Source organism: Hansschlegelia zhihuaiae (assembly GCF_004103825.1).
Classification (GTDB): Bacteria; Pseudomonadota; Alphaproteobacteria; order Rhizobiales; family Methylopilaceae; genus Methylopila; species Methylopila zhihuaiae.
The window spans coordinates 90,537-110,229 of sequence record NZ_RYFI01000001.1 but is presented as its reverse complement, the minus strand read 5'-3'; the positions used below and the strand labels follow the sequence as shown (position 1 = coordinate 110,229).

The 19,693-nt window shown below is 69.8% G+C and carries 22 protein-coding genes; 13 read left to right on the top strand and 9 right to left on the bottom strand.

Going from position 1 to position 19,693, the window contains the following annotated elements:
• Positions 1-173 precede the first annotated feature (173 nt).
• The 4 genes from EK403_RS00490 to EK403_RS00475 are packed head-to-tail and all read left to right on the top strand — an operon-like array spanning position 174 to position 3,090.
• Positions 174-629, top strand: a complete 456-nt coding sequence (locus tag EK403_RS00490) for a chemotaxis protein CheW (RefSeq protein WP_128775556.1) — start codon at positions 174-176, stop codon at positions 627-629.
• 36 nt (positions 630-665) lie between these two features.
• Positions 666-1,031, top strand: a complete 366-nt coding sequence (locus EK403_RS00485; RefSeq protein WP_128775555.1) for a response regulator — start codon at positions 666-668, stop codon at positions 1,029-1,031.
• 26 nt (positions 1,032-1,057) lie between these two features.
• Positions 1,058-2,194: a protein-glutamate methylesterase/protein-glutamine glutaminase gene (locus tag EK403_RS00480; RefSeq protein WP_128775554.1), complete on the top strand. Its 1,137-nt coding sequence runs from the start codon at positions 1,058-1,060 to the stop codon at positions 2,192-2,194.
• Positions 2,191-3,090, top strand: coding sequence for a CheR family methyltransferase (locus tag EK403_RS00475; protein ID WP_128775553.1), 900 nt, complete (start codon positions 2,191-2,193; stop codon positions 3,088-3,090). Before EK403_RS00480 ends, EK403_RS00475 begins: the two co-directional genes overlap by 4 nt.
• Before the next feature lie 97 nt (positions 3,091-3,187).
• Here EK403_RS00475 and ctrA read toward each other — a convergent pair whose 3' ends face one another.
• Positions 3,188-3,886 carry a response regulator transcription factor CtrA gene (ctrA, locus tag EK403_RS00470; protein WP_128775552.1) on the bottom strand — a complete coding sequence of 233 codons (699 nt, stop codon included), beginning with the start codon at positions 3,884-3,886 and terminating at the stop codon, positions 3,188-3,190.
• Between the two features lie 374 nt (positions 3,887-4,260).
• On the opposite strand from ctrA, the gene fliI reads away from it, so the two are divergent.
• On the top strand, positions 4,261-5,586 hold the full coding sequence (gene fliI / locus EK403_RS00465) for a flagellar protein export ATPase FliI (RefSeq protein ID WP_128775866.1): 1,326 nt from the start codon (positions 4,261-4,263) through the stop codon (positions 5,584-5,586).
• A gap of 24 nt (positions 5,587-5,610) precedes the next feature.
• The gene (fliJ, locus tag EK403_RS00460) at positions 5,611-6,030 is read left to right on the top strand and encodes a flagellar export protein FliJ (RefSeq protein WP_128775551.1); all 420 of its coding nucleotides are present in this window, start codon (positions 5,611-5,613) and stop codon (positions 6,028-6,030) included.
• A 121-nt stretch (positions 6,031-6,151) separates the two neighbouring features.
• Here the strand turns inward: fliJ and EK403_RS00455 are convergent, their stop codons facing one another.
• Both EK403_RS00455 and EK403_RS00450 read right to left on the bottom strand, forming a co-directional pair.
• Entirely contained in the window at positions 6,152-7,237 is a 1,086-nt protein-coding gene (locus tag EK403_RS00455; protein ID WP_245479424.1) for a lytic transglycosylase domain-containing protein, read from the bottom strand.
• Between the two features lie 148 nt (positions 7,238-7,385).
• Positions 7,386-8,318 carry a LysR family transcriptional regulator gene (locus tag EK403_RS00450; RefSeq protein ID WP_128775550.1) on the bottom strand — a complete coding sequence of 311 codons (933 nt, stop codon included), beginning with the start codon at positions 8,316-8,318 and terminating at the stop codon, positions 7,386-7,388.
• 101 nt (positions 8,319-8,419) lie between these two features.
• On the opposite strand from EK403_RS00450, the gene EK403_RS00445 reads away from it, so the two are divergent.
• The 3 genes from EK403_RS00445 (at position 8,420) to EK403_RS00435 (ending at position 10,147) form a co-directional block, all read left to right on the top strand.
• Positions 8,420-8,698 (top strand): hypothetical protein, encoded by a 279-nt coding sequence (locus tag EK403_RS00445; protein WP_128775549.1) that lies wholly within the window; start codon positions 8,420-8,422, stop codon positions 8,696-8,698.
• Positions 8,699-8,819: 121 nt separating this feature from the next.
• The gene (locus tag EK403_RS00440; protein WP_128775548.1) at positions 8,820-9,377 is read left to right on the top strand and encodes a sigma-70 family RNA polymerase sigma factor; all 558 of its coding nucleotides are present in this window, start codon (positions 8,820-8,822) and stop codon (positions 9,375-9,377) included.
• Positions 9,374-10,147, top strand: a complete 774-nt coding sequence (locus EK403_RS00435; RefSeq protein WP_128775547.1) for an anti-sigma factor — start codon at positions 9,374-9,376, stop codon at positions 10,145-10,147. Before EK403_RS00440 ends, EK403_RS00435 begins: the two co-directional genes overlap by 4 nt.
• Before the next feature lie 3 nt (positions 10,148-10,150).
• Here the strand turns inward: EK403_RS00435 and EK403_RS00430 are convergent, their stop codons facing one another.
• Positions 10,151-10,921 (bottom strand): helix-turn-helix transcriptional regulator, encoded by a 771-nt coding sequence (locus EK403_RS00430; protein ID WP_128775546.1) that lies wholly within the window; start codon positions 10,919-10,921, stop codon positions 10,151-10,153.
• Positions 10,922-10,985: 64 nt separating this feature from the next.
• On the opposite strand from EK403_RS00430, the gene EK403_RS00425 reads away from it, so the two are divergent.
• Both EK403_RS00425 and EK403_RS00420 read left to right on the top strand, forming a co-directional pair.
• Positions 10,986-11,993: an MBL fold metallo-hydrolase gene (locus EK403_RS00425; protein ID WP_128775545.1), complete on the top strand. Its 1,008-nt coding sequence runs from the start codon at positions 10,986-10,988 to the stop codon at positions 11,991-11,993.
• Positions 11,994-12,045: 52 nt separating this feature from the next.
• Positions 12,046-12,717 carry a YoaK family protein gene (locus tag EK403_RS00420; protein WP_128775544.1) on the top strand — a complete coding sequence of 224 codons (672 nt, stop codon included), beginning with the start codon at positions 12,046-12,048 and terminating at the stop codon, positions 12,715-12,717.
• 6 nt (positions 12,718-12,723) lie between these two features.
• On the opposite strand, the gene flhA is transcribed toward EK403_RS00420, so the two are convergent.
• Together flhA and EK403_RS00410 are read right to left on the bottom strand one after the other, a co-directional pair.
• Positions 12,724-14,880: a flagellar biosynthesis protein FlhA gene (flhA, locus tag EK403_RS00415; protein ID WP_206659455.1), complete on the bottom strand. Its 2,157-nt coding sequence runs from the start codon at positions 14,878-14,880 to the stop codon at positions 12,724-12,726.
• A 100-nt stretch (positions 14,881-14,980) separates the two neighbouring features.
• A complete protein-coding gene (locus EK403_RS00410; RefSeq protein WP_128775543.1) occupies positions 14,981-15,472 on the bottom strand; it encodes a hypothetical protein in 492 nt (163 codons plus the stop codon).
• 311 nt (positions 15,473-15,783) lie between these two features.
• On the opposite strand from EK403_RS00410, the gene EK403_RS00405 reads away from it, so the two are divergent.
• Positions 15,784-16,290 (top strand): DUF1523 family protein, encoded by a 507-nt coding sequence (locus EK403_RS00405; protein ID WP_128775542.1) that lies wholly within the window; start codon positions 15,784-15,786, stop codon positions 16,288-16,290.
• Positions 16,291-16,408: 118 nt separating this feature from the next.
• Positions 16,409-17,659: a GGDEF domain-containing protein gene (locus tag EK403_RS00400; RefSeq protein WP_128775541.1), complete on the top strand. Its 1,251-nt coding sequence runs from the start codon at positions 16,409-16,411 to the stop codon at positions 17,657-17,659.
• 27 nt (positions 17,660-17,686) lie between these two features.
• Here EK403_RS00400 and EK403_RS00395 read toward each other — a convergent pair whose 3' ends face one another.
• Genes EK403_RS00395 through fliN form a run of 3 tightly spaced genes read right to left on the bottom strand, consistent with a single transcriptional unit; the run spans position 17,687 to position 19,615 of the window.
• Positions 17,687-17,875 (bottom strand): hypothetical protein, encoded by a 189-nt coding sequence (locus EK403_RS00395; protein ID WP_128775540.1) that lies wholly within the window; start codon positions 17,873-17,875, stop codon positions 17,687-17,689.
• 13 nt (positions 17,876-17,888) lie between these two features.
• Positions 17,889-19,244 (bottom strand): sigma-54-dependent transcriptional regulator FlbD, encoded by a 1,356-nt coding sequence (gene flbD / locus EK403_RS00390; protein WP_128775539.1) that lies wholly within the window; start codon positions 19,242-19,244, stop codon positions 17,889-17,891.
• Between the two features lie 20 nt (positions 19,245-19,264).
• Positions 19,265-19,615, bottom strand: a complete 351-nt coding sequence (fliN, locus tag EK403_RS00385) for a flagellar motor switch protein FliN (protein WP_206659454.1) — start codon at positions 19,613-19,615, stop codon at positions 19,265-19,267.
• Positions 19,616-19,693 lie beyond the last annotated feature (78 nt).

Below are 19,693 nucleotides of genomic sequence, written 5' to 3'. Positions count from 1 at the left end.
CTCGCGGAGCCGCTCGCGGCGGGCGTCCCGATCCTCGCTTTGTCGTCGCTCGCCGCCTCGAACGTGGTGCAGCGCGCCCGGCAGGCGGGCTTCAGCGAATATGTCGCGAAGTTCGATCGCCCCGGCCTGATCGAGGCGCTGAAGGTCCACGCGCCCGCCTACAGGAACGCAGCATGAGCTCGGCCGAGGATCGTCGCTCCTACGTCACCGTCGAGATCGCCGACCAGGCCTTCGGCATCCCGATCGGCCGGGTGCGCGAGGTGTTCGCGCCCGAGCGCCTGACGCGCGTGCCGCTGTCGTCCTCCGAGATCGCGGGCGTCCTGAACCTGCGCGGCCGCATCATGACGGCGATCGACATGCGTCGGCGGCTCGGCATGCCGGCGGCGGACGCCGACGCCCGGCCGATGGCGATTGGCGTCGACCACAAGTCCGAGGCCTTCGCGCTGCTGGTCGACCGGCCGGGCGATGTGGTCGATCTCGACCGCTCGGCGCTCGAAACGCCGCCCGCGACGCTCGACCCGAGCTGGGCCGGCCTCGTCGAGGGCGTGCATCGCCAGGAAAACCGCCTTCTGCTCATCCTCGACGTCGACCGCGCGCTCGCGGCGGCCGACGCCGACCTCGCCGCCTGAGCCCCCCGCTGTCGGGCGAATACCGGAGCCGCAGCCATGAAGCATTGCCTCGTCGTCGATGACTCGAGCGTCATCCGCAAGGTCGCCCGCCGCATCCTCGAGAGCCACGAGATGCGGATCTCGGAGGCCGAGAACGGCCAGAGCGCGCTCGCGCTCTGCAAGCAGGCGATGCCCGACGGCATTCTGCTCGACTGGAACATGCCCGTGATGGACGGCTTCGACTTCCTGAGCGAGCTCAGGTCGCTGCCCGGCGGCGACATGCCGAAGGTCGTGTTCTGCACGACCGAGAACGACGTCGCCCATATCACCCGCGCGATGCGCGCCGGGGCCGACGAATACGTCATGAAGCCGTTCGACAGCGAGATCATCGCGTCCAAATTCGCCGAGGTCGGGCTGCTCTGAACCACGACCCCGGCGCGAGCGCCCACATGGCCATAGCGGCAGCGTCCGATCCGTCCGACCTCATCCGCGTGATGATCGTCGACGATTCAGTGTTCGTCCGGGGTCTTGCGGCCCGCTGGATTTCCGAAGAGGACGGCGTCGAGGTCGTCGCGAGCTGCCGCTCCGGCCTGCAGGCGATCTCGGGCTTCGCGGCGGCGCGGCCCGACGTCGTCATCCTCGATGTCGAGATGCCCGACATGGACGGCGTCCAAGCGCTCCCGCTGCTGCTTGCGGCGAAGCCCGGCCTCGCCGTGATCATGAATTCGAGCTTCACGACGCATGGCGCCGACCTGTCGCTGCGGTGCCTCGCGCTCGGCGCGGCCGACGTGCTGGCGAAGCCCTCGAAGGCGTCGGGCTCGCCCGACGAGTACCGCCGCGACCTGATGGCCAAGGTGCGCGCGCTTGGACCGGCCGCCCGCCGCCGCGCCGGCCAGGCGGCGGTCGCCGCGCCCAAGGACGTCCCGCGCGCGCCTCGCCAAAAGCCGATCCCCGCGCCTGCCGCCGCGCCGGCGGTCGGGGCCTCCAGATCCGGCGCCTCGCAGATCCGCGCGATCGCGATCGGATCCTCGACCGGCGGCCCGCAGGCGCTCGCCGAAGTGCTGAGAGCCCTGAAGCCCGCAGCCGCGCATGCTCCGATCGTGATCGTCCAGCATATGCCGGCAGGCTTCACCGCGACCCTCGCCAAACACCTCACGGAGACCAGCGGCTTCCCGGTCCGGGAGGCCATGGACGGCGATCCGATCCTTTCGGGGACGGCCTATGTCGCGCCCGGCGGACGACATTTCTCGCTTGATCTCGACGGCTCCCGCGCCGTCGCCCGCATCGAGGACGGAGCGCCGATCAATTTCTGCAAGCCTTCGGTCGACCCGCTGTTCCGGTCGGCGGAGCGCATCTTCAAATCTGGCCTCGCCGCGGTCGTGCTCACCGGCATGGGCAGCGACGGCGCGAGCGCCGTTCCGTCGATCGCGGCCTCGGGCGGACGGGTGATCGCCCAGGACGAGGCGTCGAGCGTGGTGTGGGGCATGCCGGGCGCTGCGGTCGCGACCGGCGCCTGCGCCGAGGTGCTGCCGCTCAAGGAGATCGGGCCATGGCTGGTCCGCGAGACCCTCAGGGGACGTCGATGACGCCGATTCAGTTCGCCTCGCTCGCGCGCTTCCTGAAGGAACGCTCCGGGCTCGTGCTCGGCGAGGACAAGCGATATCTGGCCGAGGCCCGCCTTGGCCCGGTCGCCCGGTCGCGCGGCGTCGCCTCGCTCGGCGCGCTGGTTGACCTGCTGGCGCGCGGCGGCGACCTCGATCTCGCCCAGGCCGTCACAGAAGCGATGACCACCAACGAGACCTACTTCTTTCGGGACGGCGCGCCGTTCCAGCGACTGACCGAGGAGGTGCTGCCGAAGCTGATCGCGGCGCGCGCCGCGGAGAAGCGCCTGCGCTTCTGGTCGGCGGCCTGCTCGTCCGGGCAGGAGGCCTATTCGCTCGCCATGCTGCTGGCCGAGCGTTCGCACCTGCTGAAGGACTGGCGCGTCGAGATCGTCGCGACCGACCTGTCGAGCGACGTGGTGAACCGCGCCAAGGAGGGGCTGTTCTCCCAGTTCGAGGTGCAGCGCGGCCTGCCGATCAAGCTGCTGCTCAAGCACTTCGTGCAGGAAGGGGACCGCTGGCGGATCGAGCCGGCGCTGCGCCAGCAGGTCCAGTTCCGCACCCTGAACCTGCTGCGCGACTTCTCCTCGCTCGGCCGCTTCGACGTCGTGTTCTGCCGCAACGTGCTGATCTATTTCGACGACGTCGCGAAAGCGGACGTGCTGGAACGCCTTTCGCGCCAGATAGCTCCGGACGGCGCGCTGGTGCTCGGCGCCGCCGAGACGACGATCGGGCTGACGACCAGCTTCCAGCCTTCCCCTGGTCGCGGCGGCGTTCATTACCGCGTCCCGGAGAAGACCGAACGCCCCGTGATCGCAGCGGCGGCGCTCGCCGCCGACCGCCCGCCGCTGTCCGTCGTCGGAAGCGCGGGCTGGCGCTGACGCGTCGCGGCGTCGCTCACGCGAACCTCGCCGACCGCGCAACGAAAAACCCCGCGCCGAGGCGCGGGGTCCCAAACGACGATCGCGGCCCGGCGGATCAGCCGGCGGCGCGCATGTCCTCGGAGGGCTCGCGCAGCACGTAGCCGCGGCCCCAGACCGTCTCGATGTAGTTCTTGCCGTTGGTGGCGTTGGCGAGCTTCTTCCGGAGCTTGCAGATGAAGACGTCGATGATCTTCAGCTCCGGCTCGTCCATGCCGCCATAGAGATGGTTGAGGAACATCTCCTTGGTGAGCGTCGAGCCTTTGCGCAGGCTCAGAAGCTCGAGCATCTGGTATTCCTTGCCCGTCAGATGGACCCGGGCGCCGCCGACTTCGACGGTCTTGGTGTCGAGATTGACGATCAGGTCGCCGGTCGAGATCACCGACTGGGCGTGGCCCTTCGAGCGGCGCACGATGGCGTGGATGCGGGCGACGAGCTCGTCCTTGTGGAACGGCTTCGTCATGTAGTCGTCGGCGCCGACGCCGAGCCCGCGGACCTTGTCCTCGATGCCGGCGAGGCCGGACAGGATCAGGATGGGCGTCTTGATCTTCGCGACCCGCAGCGCGCGGAGCACCTCGTAGCCCGACATGTCGGGCAGGTTCAGGTCGAGAAGGATGATGTCGTAGTCGTAGAGCTTGCCGAGGTCGATGCCTTCTTCGCCGAGCTCGGTCGTATAAACGTTGAAGCTCTCGGACTTCAGCATCAATTCGATGCTTTGGGCCGTCGATCTGTCGTCTTCTATGAGAAGAACGCGCATGCGTATCCTCCACCGATGCCCGCATGACCTGCCCTGGCGGCGCCGGGCGGTACGGTGAACCGATCGTTTCCAGTCCGATTCAAGCTTAACGGCGAAAGGTTAACAGAATGTGATTCGCTGCCGCAAGCTCGATCTCGGTTCGCCCCAAAAATCACGTAACCTATTCACACAAAACGTCTTTTGGACAATTAGTCAGCTGGTCTCATTTCTTAAGAAACAAAGCTAACTGATTCATCCGACTCAACGTTTCAGGCGGAGTCACGGTTTCCGGAGCCTTAAGGTTCAGGGCCATGATTGGGCGTTTCGGTAAATGAAGAGTTACCCTGTCCACAGGGTTCTCCGTGATTCGACGAGGTCTTCCGCCGATGGGCGCGATGCGCGGGCTGCTGCAGACCGTCGAGGCCGTTCCCGACAGGCAGGTCTACGGCCGGGTGGTGGGCGTGCGCGGCCTTCTGGTCGAGGTCGCCGGGCCGCTCTCCGCGATGGCGATCGGCGGCCGCGTCGTGATCGAGGACGCGACCGGTCGCGAGACGCCCTGCGAGGTGCTGGGCTTCCAGGGCGAGCGCGCTCTGCTGATGCCGTTCGCGCCGCTCGAAGGCGTGCGGCGGGGCTGCCGAGCCGTGGTGGGCTCGGCGGAGCCCGGCGTTCGGCCGTCGCGCAAATGGCTTGGCCGGGTGGTGGACGCAATGGGCGCCCCGATCGACGGCAAGGGCCCGCTCGAGCAGGGGCCGCTGGTCTACCCCTACCGCAACTCGCCGCCCCCGGCCCATGCGCGCAAGCGCGTCGGGGCGCCGCTCGACCTCGGCGTCCGCGCGCTCAACGCCTTTCTGACCTGCTGCCGCGGCCAGCGCATGGGCGTGTTCGCGGGCTCCGGTGTCGGAAAATCGGTGCTGCTCGCGATGCTGGCGCGCAACGCCGCCGCCGACGTCGCGGTCATCGGGCTGGTCGGCGAGCGCGGCCGCGAGGTCCAGGAGTTCCTGCAGGACGACCTCGGGGAAGCCGGACTGTCCCGGTCCGTCGTCGTGGTCGCGACCTCCGACGAGCCGGCGCTGAAGCGCCGCCAGGCCGCCTATCTGACGCTCGCGCTCACGGAATATTTCCGCGACGAGGGCGACGACGTGCTCTGCATGATGGACTCGGTGACCCGCTTCGCCATGGCGCAGCGCGAGATCGGGCTCTCGACCGGCGAGCCGCCGACCGCCAAGGGCTACACGCCGACCGTCTTCGCCGAACTGCCGCGGCTGCTGGAGCGCGCGGGGCCGGGCATGGGCGAGGGGACGGCGACCGGGCTGTTCACCGTGCTGGTCGACGGCGACGACCACAATGAGCCCGTCGCCGACGCGGTGCGCGGCATCCTGGACGGCCATATCGTGATGGAGCGATCGATCGCCGAGCGCGGCCGCTATCCGGCGATCAACGTGCTGAAGTCCGTTTCGCGCACTCTGCCGAGGGCGACGCCCGAGGAGGAGCGCCCTTTCGTCGCCGAGGCGCGGCGCGTGATGGCGACCTATTCGGACATGGAGGAGCTGATCCGTCTCGGGGCCTACCGCCCTGGCTCGAGCGCCGAGGTCGACGACGCGATCGCTTTGCACGAGCCGCTCGAGCGTTTCCTCGCCCAGGGTAAGGAAGAAGCAACCCGTCTGGGTGAGGCTTATGCGCAACTCCGCTCGATCTTAAGCGTGGCGGATACCGGTCGCTAACCGGTGGCGTGCTGAGATGCCGACATGAAGTCCAGAGACACACTCATCCGGCTGAAGCGCTTTCAGGTCGACGAGAAGCGTCGTCAGGTCGCTCAGATCGAGACGATGATCGCCGAGTTCGAGCGCATGGCGGCCGACCTCGACCGCGAGATCCTGCACGAGCAGGAACGCGCGGGCATTCACGACATCGGGCATTACGCCTATCCGACCTACGCCAAGGCGGCGATGGGCCGGCGGGACAATCTGAAGCGCTCGGCCGACGAACTGGCCGGGCAGCTGACGGACGCCCAGGACGCGCTGGCCGCGGCCTTCGAGGAGCTCAAGAAAGTCGAGCTGCTGGAGGAGCGGGGCGCGTCGCGCGATCGCATCGCGGAGGGCTCGCGGGAGCAGGCCGAACTCGACCGCATCGCGCTGTCGGGGCGCGGCGACCTGCACCCCTTCTGAATCGAATCGGCGCTTGCTACGGCCGCATCGCCGGAACCCGCGCGCGGCCCGCCAAAGCCAATCCCACATTTGACCGATAGATGCCGGCCGCGCGTGCATTTGGCGCCGCGCGGCGCGTCGCTCAGCGACGCAGGACCGGCGCCTCCGTCCGCAGCTCCGCCGAGGCGGCCGGCTTCTGCGGAGCCGCGGGCGTTTTCGAGCGAGCGGACGGCAGCGGGCCCGCTGCCGCGAGCGCCGGCGCCGTGTCGACCGCGATCACGCGCGGGCGCTGGCCTTCGGGGCCCTTCGCCTTGATCGAAGCCGTATCGCGAGGAGCGGGCATCGGGATAGCGGCAGCGGCCGAAGGCGCCGTGGGCGGCGCCACGGCGGCGGTCTGGACCTTCGCGGGCTCCTGCGGGCGGACAGCGGGACGCGGCGTGACCGAACCGGTGACGATCGGCAGGTCCCGCGGCCGCGGGATCGGCGCCGCTGAGGCGAGCGCGACGGGCGCGGCCTTCGGATCGATCGCACGAACCGGCGGCTGCACGCGGGCGGGCTGCGCCGAGGCGACGGCCTGGACCGGCGTGACGTCGCGCGCGACCGGCAGCGGCACGGCGGCGACATTGGCCACGGCCGACGCCGCGCCCCGGATGGGCGGCAGCGGCGGAATGGGCGCCGCCGGCGTCGCGGCGAAAGCGAGCTGCGTCTGGACCGGAGGAGCGGGCGGCGTCGGCGCCGCCGGACCCTGCGCCATGGCCCCCGTCGCCGGAGCGGGCGCCGGGTCCGTCTTCATCTTGCCGTCGCGGCCGAGGCCGATCGCGGTGAGCATGCCCCTGCGCTTGGCGTCGTAATAGTAGCCGCTGGCATAGAGCCGCACGGCGCGGTCGTGATTGCCGCCTGCCACCTTGTAGGCGCCGGCGAGATAGCGGACCCCGTAGGTCAGGTTGGTGTCGGCGTCGAGCAGGCCGGTCGGCGCGCCGCGATAGCCCATGGCGCGCGCGGTCGCGGGCTTGATCTGCATCATGCCGTAATGGCCGCGATGCAGCGCCGACGGATTGTACTTGCTCTCGCGGACGATCACCCGGCGGATCAGCGCCTCGGGCACGCCCGTCGTCGCCGAATGCTTGGCGATGACCGCGTCATACTGCGCGGGCGCCGCGCGCTCCGCGCAAGCCCCGCTCTGCGCGCAGGCCGCAGCAAGCGCAATTCCGATCGTCGCAGCCTTCAAAACCCCGTCCCCGCGCCGACGCACAAGCGCCTTAGGTCGCCCTTAAATGGGGCCAGAACGTGGCCCGCCAGATTTGGGACGCATTTCTCAGGCGCTGCGTGGTCATCCCAAGAGCTTTCGGCCGTTCACGGCTTTTGGTCCTTGAGCGTCAGTCGAGCGCCGGCTGGCCGCCGCGAAGCGTACGGATGGTCTCGCGCAGCCAGCGGTGCGCCGGGTCGTCGTCGAACGAGGAATGCCACAGCATCGAGATCGCGATGTCCGGCAGCTCGATCGGGGCCGGGCTGACGGCGAGCCCCATGTCGCCGGCGAAGAACAGCGCGACGCGGGAATGCATCGTCGCGATCACCGGCGCGGCCCGCACCACGAAGGGCACGGCGGTGAAGCGCGGGGAGGTGAGGGCGATCACGCGCTTGCGGCCGATCCTGGCGAGCGCGTCGTCCACGACGCCGTGCGGGCTCTCGACCAGGCTCGTCAGCACGTGGGGCAGGCGAACATAGTCGTCGAGCGAGATCGGAGGCGTCACGCCGACGAGCTCCGGATTGAAGATGCAGAGATAGTTGTCGCGATGGAGCAGGCGGCGCTTGTGATGCGTCCGGCCCTCCTCGAACAGCCCGATGCCGAGATCGACGCGGCCTGAATCCAAATCCTGCAGGATGCGGATGCGGTCGACGTTGCGCAGCAGGATGGTGACGCCCGGGGCGACCGCCCTGAGATGCGCGACCAGCCGCGGCATCAGCAGGACCTCGGTCGAGTCCGGAAGCCCGAGCGTGAAGACGCGCTCGGCCGTCGCCGGGTCGAACGGCTTCGGCGGAGCGACGATCGCTTCGACGTCGCGCAACGCGCGCCGCACCGGCTCGATCAGAGCGAGCGCCCGAGGCGTCGGCGTCATGCCGTCCGGCCCGCGCGTGAGCAAGTCGTCGCCGAACGCCGCGCGCAGGCGCCCGAGCGCGTGGCTCATCGCCGATTGGCCGAGGCTGACCCGCGCCGCAGCCCGCGTGACGCTGCGCTCCTCCATCAGCGCGTCGAACGCGACCAGCAGGTTGAGGTCGAGCCGGTTAAGATTAGTGTAATCGATAGCCATTATGCACGATATCGGTTTGATTAATGACGAAAGGCTAATCACATTGCGTCTCAAGACGCCACGGGGATCGGCCCCGCCGAGGCGGAATTCGAGGACTTCCCATGACCAACCGTATCGCCACCCTCAGTCTCGCAGCCGCGCTGGCGGCCCTCCCGGCCGTCGCCTTCGCGGGCGAGCTCGTCTCCACCGTCGACGCTCCGCAGGGCGAAACCGGCCGCACCCAGGCCGACCTCGTCGCGAGCTACAGCCCCGGCACGGTCGGCGCGATGCACTACGCGGTCGCCGGCGTCGCCACCAACGGCGCCGAGATCCAGAGCCAGGGCGGCCGCACGACCGCCGGCGCGGTCCGCTGGCGCGTCGAGGCGCAGCCAGGCTCGTAATCGACGACTTAGCCGAAAGGGCGCCGCGCCCGGCTGACCGCCGGGCGCGGCGTCCGTCTATCCGGCCGCTGCGCGAGGCCTATAATGCGCCAAGCGTAATTGAAACGGCCCCAAGAAGACCGTGCAGCCCACCGTCCGCCGTTCCGAAGACCTGTCCCGTCTGCTCGGCGCCTGCGCGGACGGCGACCGCGAGGCCTTCGCGCGCCTCTACCAGGCCAGCTCCGCGAAACTCTACGGCATCGCGCTGCGTATCTTGCGCCGGAGCGACCTCGCCGAAGAGGCCGTGCAGGACGCCTATGTCCGCATCTGGCGGCGGGCGTCCGATTTCGATCCGGCGCGCGCGTCGGCGGTCGCCTGGATGGCGGCCATCGCCCGCAACCGCGCCCTCGATATCGCGCGGCTCAAGACCGAGGCGCCCCTCGACGACGCCCCGAACGCGGGAGACGCGATCCTTGACGCCCCGAGCCCGGAGGCCGAGGCGGAGCTCAACGATGAGCTCCGGCGGCTCGCCGCATGCCTTGAAGAGCTTGAGAGCGACCGCAGGGAAGCTGTGCTTCTCGCCTATCGGTCGGGCTGGAGCCGGGAGGAACTCGCGGCTCGTTTCGGCCGTCCGGTCGGGACGCTGAAGACCTGGCTGCGTCGCAGCCTGATGAGCCTGAGGCGCTGCCTGGAGACATGAGCGCGACCGACGATACGGGCGAAGGCCTGGAGGGCCCGGACCGCGAGGGCGTGGCGGCCGAATATGCGCTCGGCACGCTGTCTGCGGTGGAGCGCGCCGAGGTCGCGTCGCGGCTCGATCTCGATCCGGAGCTCGCCGAGGCGGTCGCGCGCTGGGAGGCGAGGCTCGCGCCGCTCGCCTTCGCCGTTTCCGAGGTCGAGCCGCCAGCCGGGCTTTGGCCTGCGATCGAGCGCCGGGTCGCGGCGATCGCCGGGGGCGGCAGGCCGGCCCTGCATGTCGTCAAGGAAAGCGTCGCGACGCCGGAGGAGGAGCCGTCCGGCGCCTGGCGGATCTGGGCGATCGCCGCGACGATCGCGGCCGTGGCGCTCGGCGGCCTGTTCGTGCGCGAGCGGATGATGGAGCGGTCCATCCCGGGCGAGCCGCTGGTCGCCGCGCTCTCGGCCGACGGCAAGGGGCCGGCCTATCTGATCAGCGTCGATGTCGCGAAGCGCGAGCTCACCATACGGCGCGTCGGCGCAGAAACGCCGGCCGACCGCAGTCATGAGCTCTGGCTCGTCTCCGACAAGGTCGGCAAGCCGGTGTCGCTCGGCCTCGTCGGCGGCCAGGCGTCGAGGGCCGCGCTCGCCCAATACGACCCGGCGACCTTCGAGGCGGCGACCTACGCCGTCAGCCTTGAGCCGCGCGGCGGTTCGAAGACCGGGGCGCCGACCGGGCCGGTCCTGTGGTCGGGCAAGCTCGAGCCGCTGCCGAAGACCCCGTCCGCGCGCTGAGCGTCAGCGGCGGACGCCGGTCAGGCTCCGTGACGCCGGCGCCCCGAAGGTGCGGCGGAAGTCATGCGCGAAATGGGGCTGGTCGGCGAAGCCGGCCGCGTGGGCCGCGCCCGTCAGGTTCGCGCCGGCCACGACCTCCCCGATCGCGCGCCGCATGCGCGTCCAGGCCCGATAGCGACGGAACGGAGCCCCCACCTCCGCGGTGAACAGGTGCTGCAGCCGCGACGGCGACACGCCGAGGCTCTTGGAAAGATCGGCCAGCGACGGCGGATCGTCGTCCCGCTCGATCGCCGCGACCGCCGCCGCGACCCTTGGATCGATCGTCCGGCGCGCCTTCGGCCCCGCGAAGCCGACGACGTCGTCGAGCGCCTCGCCCGCCCAATGCAGGCTGTCGGGGTCCTCGTAGAGCGCGCGGGCGAGCGACCGCAGGTTAGACCGCCCGACCAGCGCGCCGCCGGTCTCCTCCACGTCGCGCATCAGCGGCGCGAAGATGTCGGCGCGCGCCGCGCTCGGCTCGACATAAAGCACCAGCACCGGCTCGAGACCGAGATGCAGCTCGTGCACGCCGCCGGCCGGCACCATGGCGGCGTCGCAGGACAGCCACGGACCGTCGCCCAATCTCAGCCCGAAGGGGCCGCCGAGCCCCGACAGGAACACCGGGGCGCCATGCTGGTGCGGCGCGTTGTAGTCGAGCGGGCCGACGAACAGCGTCCGGGCCGCGTCGAGTCGCCAGAGCGGCCGGTTCGGTTCGATCGGCGCAGCCGGTTCGTACAAGCAGCGTCACCCTTCGGAGGTTAGCTTCGCGGCGCCCGAAGACGCGAGGCGAGCGAGGCTAGCGATGTTCACCGACAAGGTCATCTGGACGAGGCGGCGCGCCATCGCCGCCGGCGGGGCGCTGACCGCGCCGCTGATCGTGGGCCGCGCCGCTGAACCGGCGCGGGCGGCGGCCGGGGCGACGGCGCGGCCGACGGAGCCCGTCTTCCGCCGGTTCCGGCTCGGCGGCTTCGAGCTCACCGCCGTCTCCGACGGCGTGGCGATGATCGACGGCCCCTGGCCGATCGTAGGGGAGGACCGCCCGAAGGAGGAGGTCGAAGCGTTGATGCGGGACAATCTCCTGCCGCCGTCCCGCTTCCAGCCCGGCTTCAGCCCGGTGGTGATCGACACCGGCCGCGAAAAGATCCTGATCGACGCCGGCAACGGCTCGCAGGGCTTTCTGCCGCCGCCGGCCGGCGGCCAGCTGGTCGCGAATCTCCGGGCGGCGGGAATCGCGTCGGAGCAGATCGACGTCGTCGCGCTCACCCATTGCCACGTGGACCATATCGGCGGGCTCGTGCAGACGGGCCGCGCGCAGTTTCCCAATGCGCGCTACGTCGTCGGCGAGACCGAGCACGCGTTCTGGAAGAGCGACGACCGGCTCTCCGCCGACAAGGGCTCGACGGAGTACAAATCCGCAGCCTTGTTCCGCGACATCACGCCGGCGCTCGGCGACCGCGTCAGCCTGGTGAAGCCGGGCGCCGACGTCGTTGCGGGCGTCTCGGCGGTCGCGGCCTTCGGACATACGCCGGGGCATCTCGGCTTCATGATCGAAAGCGGCGGGAAGCGGCTGCTGGTGTGGGGCGACTGCGCGCATCACGAGGTCGCCTCGCTCGCGCATCCCGAATGGAGCGCCTTCTTCGACATGGACAAGGAGGCGGGCCGCGCGACCCGGCGGCGGATCTACGACATGGCCGCGACCGAGCGCCTTCCGGTGCTCGGCTATCATACGTCGTTCCCGTCGGTCGGCTTCGTCGAGCGGGCGGGCGGGGCGTTCCGCTGGCTGCCGGTCACCTACCAGCTCGTCGAGTGACGTCGCCGGCGTCCGCGTTGACGGCGGAGCGAACTCCACGCCAGATCGCGCGATGCGCTTCCTGCTCCTCGCTTTGCTCAGCCTGAACGCCGGCTATGTCGACGCCGCGGGGTTCCTCGCCCTGCACGGCCTCTTCACCACCCACATCACGGGAAATTTCGTGACGCTCGGCGCCTCGCTGGCGTTCGGGGCGTCGGGCGTGTTGGCGAAGCTGCTCGCGCTGCCCCTGTTCTTCGCCGTGGTCTCGGCGGCGCGGATCGGGGACCGCGCCTGCGAGAAGCGCGGCTGGCCGTCGCTGCGGATCCTGTTCAGCCTGCAGGTCGCGCTGCTGGCTCTCGGAGCCCTGATCGCGGCGAAGCTCGGACCGTTTCCGGACGGCGACTCATGGCCCGCGCTCGGCGCCGGAGGCGCGCTCGTCGCCGCCATGGCGCTGCAGAACGCCGCCCACCGGACGTGGCTCACCAGCATGCCGCCCTCGACCATTCTGACCGGGCCGATCACGCAGATGACGATCGACGTCGCCGACCTGACGCTCGGCCTTCCGCCGGAGCGGCGCGCCGCGGCGAAGAGCCGTGCCGCGCCGATCGCGCTTGCGGTCGCGGCCTTCGCGACCGGCTGCGGCGCCGGCGCCCTCGGCTATGTGACGTTCAAGGAGCTCTGCCTCCTCGCGCCGCCCGCCCTGGCTCTCTTCGCTCTCTGCCTCGCGCGGCCCGAGATCGCCTGAGCGTGCTCACACGCTTCCCACCGTCTTCAGCCGCGCCCGCGCATGCACCTCGTTCTGCGACATCACGGGCGTCTGGTTGCGGAAGCGCTCGACGATCGAGCGCACGAAGGGCCGCGCGGAGGCGGAGGTGAGCAGCACCGGCGCCTCGCCGAGCTTCGCCGCCTCCTCGAAGGCGTCGCGTACGCCCACGACGAACTCCTGCAGCTTGGACGGCGCCATGGCGAGGCTCTTCTCCTCGCCGGTCCCGACGATCGACTCGGCGAAGGCCTGCTCCCAATGGGGCGAGAGCGCGATCAGCGGCACGTAGCCGCCCGGCGCCTGGTTCTGGGCGCAGAGCTGGCGCGAGAGCCTCGTCCGCACGTGCTCGACGATCTGCAGCGGCGAGCGCGTGAAGGCGACGGCCTCGGCGATCCCCTCCAGGATCGCCGACAGGTCGCGGATCGACACCCGCTCGGCGAGCAGCAGCTGCAGCACACGCTGCACCACGGTGGTCGAGACCTGGCTCGGGACGATCTCCTCGAGCAGCTTCTGCTGCTCCTTCGGCAGGTCCTTGAGCAGCTTGGAGACCTCCGCATAGGTCAGGAGGTCCGGCATGTTGGCCTTGACGATCTCGCTGAGATGAGTCGAGAGCACGGTGGTGGCGTCCACGACCGTGTAGCCGCGGATGTTGGCCTCCTCGCGCAGGCTGGGGTCGACCCAGGTGGCCGGCAGGCCGAAGGTCGGCTCGACCGTGTGGACGCCCGGCAGCCCGACCTGCTGGCCGGTCGGGTCCATCACCATGAACTGCGCCGGGTAGACCGAGCCGGTTCCGGACTCGACCTCCTTGACCTTGACCGAATAGGCGTTGGGGGCGAGCTGCAGATTGTCGACGAGGCGCACCTGCGGCATCACGAAGCCCATCTCGGCCGCGATGGTCTTTCTCAGCGCCTTGATCTGCTCGGTGAGCTTGTCGGAGCCGCCCGACGCGTCGACCAGCGGCAGCAGCGCGTAGCCGAGCTCGATCTTCATCTCGTCCATCTTGAGCGCGGCGGACGCCGGCTCTTCGGACGCCGTCGCGTCGCCCATGGCCTCGCTCACGGTCTTTGCGACGCGTTCGGCGTCCGCGACCCGGTGCGCCCTCTCGGCGCGCCAGGCGAGATAGGCGGCGCCCGCCGCGAGCCCCATGAAGGGGATCAGCGGGATGCCGGGCAGCAGCGCCATCACGGCCATCACGGCCGCCGCGAGCCCGAGCGCCTTCGGATAGCCTGAGAGCTGCCGGACCAGCGCCCGGTCGGCCGAGCCCGAGACGCCGGCCTTCGACACCAGCAGGCCCGCGGCGGTCGAGACGATCAGCGCCGGGATCTGGCTGACGAGGCCGTCGCCGATCGACAGCAGCGTGTAGGAATGCGCGGCCTCCGCGAAGCCGAGGCCATTCTGCGCGATGCCGACGATCATGCCGCCGATGACGGTGACGAACAGGATGAGCAGGCCCGCGATCGCGTCGCCGCGCACGAATTTCGAGGCGCCGTCCATCGCGCCGAAGAAGGTCGATTCGTCCTCGAGCTCCTTGCGCCGCGCCTTGGCGGTCGCCTCGTCGATCAGTCCGGCTGAAAGGTCGGCGTCGATCGCCATCTGCTTGCCCGGCATGGCGTCGAGGGTGAAGCGCGCCGCGACCTCGGCGATGCGGCCCGAACCCTTGGTGATGACGACGAAGTTCACGATCAGCAGGATCGAGAACACGATCACGCCGATCACGAAATTGCCGCCCATCACGAAGGAGCCGAAGGCCTCGATGACGTGGCCTGCGGCGTCCGTGCCCTCATGGCCATGGCCGAGGATGAGGCGCGTCGAGGCGAGGTTGAGCGACAGCCGCAGCATGGTCGCGACCAGCAGCACCGTCGGGAAGGCCGAGAACTCGAGCGGCTTCTCGATGAACAGCGCCGTCATCAGGATCAGCACAGACAGGATGATCGAGACCGCGAGCAGCAGGTCGAGCAGCAGCGGAGGCAGCGGGACGATCAGCACGCACAGGATGACCAGCACCCCGAGCGCGAGCCCGATGTCGCCGCGGCGCACCGTCTCCCAGGCGCTCAGCGCCATGTCCTTGAGATCGAGCCCGCCGAAGGCGGCGGGCCTCGCGGCGGCAGCGGGCTTGCCCCCGCCCGTCACCGTCACGTCCGACATGCCGCCCCCCAAATCTCGACGCAAAACGCCCGGCAGAAATTGCCGGGCGCATGGTTAGCGGGGGGTTAACGGGCGCCGGCGGGCCCGCGCGGAGGCCGACTCAGCTGAAAAAGTCGTAGTGGTCTGGGTGCTTGTCGATGTCCTTGAGCAGCTGCTTGATGCTCACGCCGACCAGGGTGATCTGGTCGAAGCCGCCCTCGTCGTCGCCGAAGAAGAACTGAATCTCCGGCTTTCCGTTCGACGAGGTCTCGCGCAGGTAATAGCCGTCGCGGTCGGCGTCGTTGATGTCGCCGCCCGCGTCGCGGTCCTGCAGGTCCTCGAGCCCGAAGCCGGTCAGGCTGAGGTCGAGACGGTCGCCCTGCTTGATCGAGAAATCGACGATCTGGTCCTGACCGTCGCCCGACATGTACACGAAGGTGTCCGCGCCCTTGCCGCCGCGGATCGAGAAATCGTCGCCGTCGCCGGCCACGATCGTGTCGTTCCCGCCGCCCCCGTCGATGTCGTCGCCGCCGCCGCGGCCGAAAAGGCGCTCCGCGTTCTTGCCCCCGGTCAATTCGTTGTCGTCGTTGTCGCCAAGGATGGTCTTCGCCATGTCTCTCTCCATTGCGGGCTCTCGGGGGCCGTCGTCGAGACGACGACGTCGTCTTCTTGTGACGTTATTGCGTCGATCGCCTTGTCTCGAGGTTTAGTCGGCAAAAAATTGTGGGCGCAGCCTGGGACGCGCTTGAGCTACCGTCAATTTTCAGCCGACAACTTGGAGCATCAAGGTTTTGCCGTTGACGGACAGGCTCTCGGCATGCTCGCAAGGAACGTCGCATATTGCGCGGATGACGAGCGGGCGCCCGCTCCATATATGCCGGGGCGCGGAGGCTTGGCGCTCCGCCAAGGGGAGCCGCCAGACCAATGTCCTTCCGCATCCTCGCCATCGCCGTGGTCGCAATCGTCGCGCCGATCGCCGCGGGGCTGCATTACGTGCTGCCGCGCCACGACGTGGTCCGCATCGTCAACACGGAGGTCCGGAGGGTCGACGCGTCCGGCAAGCCGATCGGCTCCGGCGACAATCCGGCGACGAGCCGGGACGTCTATTACGTCTACGCCGAAGACGTCGACGACCGCAGTCCGCGCGTCTACCGGAACGAGGACACCGGCTGGGGCTTCCCGTTCTACTTCAAGTTCAACAGCGCGGACGTCCAGGCGGTGGCGTCGTCGATCGCCGCCGAGCGCGGCGTGGCCCTCGTCACCAAATATGGCTGGCGGGCCCAGCTGTTCTCGTGGTTCCCGAACGCGGTGAGCGTGCGGCGCTGGGACCCCGCGGACACGGTCGTCCCGTGGTTCAACATCGTGTTCTTCACGCTGATCGCGATCGGCGCGGTGTGGCTCACCCTGAAAATGCGGCGCCGCGTCCGTTGAAAGTCGGCGAAGCTCTGTTACAGAACCCGGCGTCGGTCGTCCCGGCGTAAGGCCGTGATCTCACCGTTGTCCGAGCCGACCAAAGCGCGCGGCCGCCACCTCTCGCTTGGGACTGGACATGCCCGGCCTCGTGCTCCTTACGATCCAGGCCGTCATCTATTTCGGCGTGATGGCGGCGCTGCTGCGCGCCCGCAAGACCTATGGCGTGGGACTGTTCGTCTGCGCGCTCGGGGTGATGCACTTCCTCGAGACCTATCTCGCGGCGGTGTTCTTCATCGAGCTGCCGTTCGGTCTGCTGTCGCCCGGGTCGACGGTGCTGTTCTCCGGCAAGCTGATCATGTTCCTCATGCTCTACATCCGCGAGGATGCGGAGGTGGTGCGGCAGCCGATCTACGGGCTGCTGATCGGCAATCTGCTGCTCGTCGTGCTGGCGCTGGTGCTGCGCCTCCACACCGACGTCGTGCAGATGCCGGGCTACGCGCCCGACCTCAAATTCCTCGACCAGATCGGCGTGCTGATGGTCTGGGGCACGCTGCTGCTGTTCGTCGACTGCATCATGCTGATCCTGCTCTACGAGAAGCTGTCGTCGCTGTTCCGCCGGAACGCGCTGGCGAGCGCCTTCGTGGGCTCGGCCGCGGTGCTGACCTTCGACCAGCTCGCCTTCTTCCCCGTGCTGCACTGGGTCACGGGCACGCCCTTCTCGGCGCTCACCGGCGGCTGGGTGGCGAAGATGGGCGCGGCGGCGCTCTACAGCTTGATGCTCGCGGCCTATCTGCGTTTCGAGGCCGCGGACGGCCGCAAAGGCGGCCGTCCGATCGGCGACGTCTTCCAGGCCCTGACCTATCGCGGCCGCTACGAAGAGCTGCTCCGGCGCTCGCTGATCGACGAGCTTACCGGCGTGAGGAACAGGGCGGCCTTCGAGCAGGCCTGCCGGGATCGGCTGGAGCGGACGTCCGTCGACGCGCGGCCGCTTACGGTCGCGATGGCGGACATCGACCGCTTCAAGGAGATCAATGACGAACTCGGCCATGCGGCCGGCGACGCCGTTTTGCGCGCCGTCGGCCGGACGCTCGAGGCGCATGTGCGCGACGACGACCTGGTGTTCCGCTATGGCGGCGAGGAGTTCGTCATCCTGTTCCGCGACCTCGCGCATCGCGGCGGAATGGAGATCGCCGAGCGGCTGCGCGTCGCCATCGCCCAGGAGGTCGAGGCCGCGGGCGGGCGCAGGGTCACGGTCAGCCTCGGCGTGGCGAGCTCCGAATTTGGCGCCGGCGACCTGCGGGGCCTCCTGGCCAAGGCCGACAAGCGTCTCTACGAGGCCAAGCGCCTCGGCCGCGACCGCGTGGTGGGGGAGGCGGCGCCTGCGTGAGGCCCTGACGCGACGCTCAGTCTGAGCTCACCGCCTCGCCGGGTCGAGCGCCGGCATCGGGTAGCGCAGGTCGCCGTCGGACGGCATGGCGGCCCAGACGCCCCCGCGGCCGGGCGCGCGCGATCCCGCCTGCCTGTCGCGACGCGCGAGATAGGCGCGAGCCTCTTCGATTGCGCGGACATAGTCCACGGCCCCGGACTCGGAAGCCTCTGTCATCGTCATGGCGTCCTCACGCCGCCGCCACGCCGACCTGGGGCGGCGGCACCTCGAAGCCCTCGTCGTCGTACTGGTTGAGCTTGTTCCGGAGCGTCCGGATCGAGATGCCGAGGATGTTGGCCGCGTGGGTGCGGTTGCCGCGGGTATGGCCGAGCGTGTCGAAGATCAGGTCGCGCTCGACGTCGGCGAGCGTCCGGCCGACGAAGGAGCGGGTCACCTGCTCCGCGGTCTCGACCGCGCGGGCGGCCGGCCCCTGGGCCGCGATCGGCGCGCCGTCGGGCGTGCGGATCGCCTCGACGCCGATCTCGGGGCCGGAGGCGAGCAGCACCGCGCGGTGGATGGTGTTCTCGAGCTCGCGGACATTGCCGGCGAACCGAGCCCGCGCGAGTTCGCCGCGCGCCTCCGCCGAGAGCGGCCGTGGCGGGAAGCCGTTGATGCGGGCGTATTTGCTCGCGAAATGCGTCGCGAGCGCGAGCACGTCGGCGGGCCGCTCGCGCAAGGGGGGGATCTTCAGGTTCACGACGTTCAGCCGGTAGAGCAGGTCCTCGCGGAACGTCCCCTTGCGGACCTCCTCGGCGAGGATGCGGTTCGAGGTCGCGATCACGCGAATGTCGACCGGCACCGGCTTGCCGCCGCCGACGCGGTCGATGACCCGCTCCTGCAGCGCGCGCAGGAGCTTGGCCTGCAGCCTGACGTCCATCTCCGAGATCTCGTCGAGCAGCAGCGTGCCGCCGCTCGCCTCCTCGAACTTGCCGATGCGCCGCGCCGAGGCGCCGGTGAACGCGCCCTTCTCATGGCCGAACAGCTCGCTCTCGAGCAGCTGTTCGGGGATCGCCGCGCAGTTGACCGACACGAACGGCGCCTTGGCGCGCGGGCTCTTGGCGTGGACGTGACGGGCGAGCATCTCCTTGCCGCATCCGCTCTCGCCCGTGATCAGCACGCTCGCCGAGGACGCCGCGATCTGGGTCGCGAGCTGGACCAGCGAGACCATCGACGGGTCGCGGAACACCATGTCGCGCGAATCGTCGGCGACAGCAGCCAGCACCGCGGCGATCAGCTCCGGGTCGGGGGGGAGGGGGATGTACTCCTTGGCGCCCGCCCGAATCGCCGCGACCGCGGCGCGCGCGTCGTTGTCCACGCCGCAGGCCACCACCGGCACGTGGAAGCGCTCGCCTTCGAGCGCCTGGACGAGTTCGCCGACGTCGAGCGCGACGTCGATCATGATGAGGTCGGCGCCGCGGCCGGCGCGCAGGATCCTGAGCGCCTGGTCGACGCTCTCGGCGTGGGTCACGGCGGCGCCGCGGTCCATGGCGATGCGGGTCGCCGCGGTGAGCTGGCCCTTCAGATGGCCGACGATGGTGAGGCGCATGGGGCTCTCCTCTCCTGCTCTCAGGCCCTGTCGGGCTTGATGATCTCGGTCATGGTGACGCCGAGCTTCTCTTCGACGAGCACCACCTCGCCGCGCGCGACGAGCCGGTCGTTGACGTAGATGTCGATCGCCTCGCCGATCTTGCGGTCGAGCTCGATCACAGCGCCGGGCTTGAGCCGCATCAGCTGCTGCACCTCGAGCCTTGCTCGGCCGAGCACCGCCGAGACCGCGACGGGCACGTCGAACACCGCCTCGAGGTCGGCGGCGGCCCGCGGTTCCGAGCCGCCTTCTGCGCGCTTGTCCTGCTCGACCAGCGCGAGGTCGTCGCCCTGGTCGAGTTCGGGCAGCGGCATGGATTTGTCGGCGCTCATGGCTCCGTTCCCTGGTCGACCGCGGGATCGCGGATCTCGAATCTCTGCGCGATGGCGCGCTCTATCGCGGCGCCGATC

Coding starts and splice junctions, on each gene's coding strand:
- EK403_RS00405 (WP_128775542.1), top strand. CDS start 15,784: ATGTCCTTCCGCATCCTCGCCATCGCCGTGGTCGCAATCGTCGCGCCG.
- EK403_RS00475 (WP_128775553.1), top strand. CDS start 2,191: ATGACGCCGATTCAGTTCGCCTCGCTCGCGCGCTTCCTGAAGGAACGC.
- EK403_RS00435 (WP_128775547.1), top strand. CDS start 9,374: ATGAGCGCGACCGACGATACGGGCGAAGGCCTGGAGGGCCCGGACCGC.
- ctrA (WP_128775552.1), bottom strand. CDS start 3,886: ATGCGCGTTCTTCTCATAGAAGACGACAGATCGACGGCCCAAAGCATC.
- EK403_RS00445 (WP_128775549.1), top strand. CDS start 8,420: ATGACCAACCGTATCGCCACCCTCAGTCTCGCAGCCGCGCTGGCGGCC.
- EK403_RS00420 (WP_128775544.1), top strand. CDS start 12,046: ATGCGCTTCCTGCTCCTCGCTTTGCTCAGCCTGAACGCCGGCTATGTC.
- fliI (WP_128775866.1), top strand. CDS start 4,261: ATGCGCGGGCTGCTGCAGACCGTCGAGGCCGTTCCCGACAGGCAGGTC.
- EK403_RS00485 (WP_128775555.1), top strand. CDS start 666: ATGAAGCATTGCCTCGTCGTCGATGACTCGAGCGTCATCCGCAAGGTC.
- EK403_RS00480 (WP_128775554.1), top strand. CDS start 1,058: ATGGCCATAGCGGCAGCGTCCGATCCGTCCGACCTCATCCGCGTGATG.
- flbD (WP_128775539.1), bottom strand. CDS start 19,244: ATGCGCCTCACCATCGTCGGCCATCTGAAGGGCCAGCTCACCGCGGCG.
- EK403_RS00490 (WP_128775556.1), top strand. CDS start 174: ATGAGCTCGGCCGAGGATCGTCGCTCCTACGTCACCGTCGAGATCGCC.
- EK403_RS00400 (WP_128775541.1), top strand. CDS start 16,409: ATGCCCGGCCTCGTGCTCCTTACGATCCAGGCCGTCATCTATTTCGGC.
- fliJ (WP_128775551.1), top strand. CDS start 5,611: ATGAAGTCCAGAGACACACTCATCCGGCTGAAGCGCTTTCAGGTCGAC.
- EK403_RS00410 (WP_128775543.1), bottom strand. CDS start 15,472: ATGGCGAAGACCATCCTTGGCGACAACGACGACAACGAATTGACCGGG.
- EK403_RS00450 (WP_128775550.1), bottom strand. CDS start 8,318: ATGGCTATCGATTACACTAATCTTAACCGGCTCGACCTCAACCTGCTG.
- EK403_RS00425 (WP_128775545.1), top strand. CDS start 10,986: ATGTTCACCGACAAGGTCATCTGGACGAGGCGGCGCGCCATCGCCGCC.
- flhA (WP_206659455.1), bottom strand. CDS start 14,880: ATGTCGGACGTGACGGTGACGGGCGGGGGCAAGCCCGCTGCCGCCGCG.
- fliN (WP_206659454.1), bottom strand. CDS start 19,615: ATGAGCGCCGACAAATCCATGCCGCTGCCCGAACTCGACCAGGGCGAC.
- EK403_RS00395 (WP_128775540.1), bottom strand. CDS start 17,875: ATGACAGAGGCTTCCGAGTCCGGGGCCGTGGACTATGTCCGCGCAATC.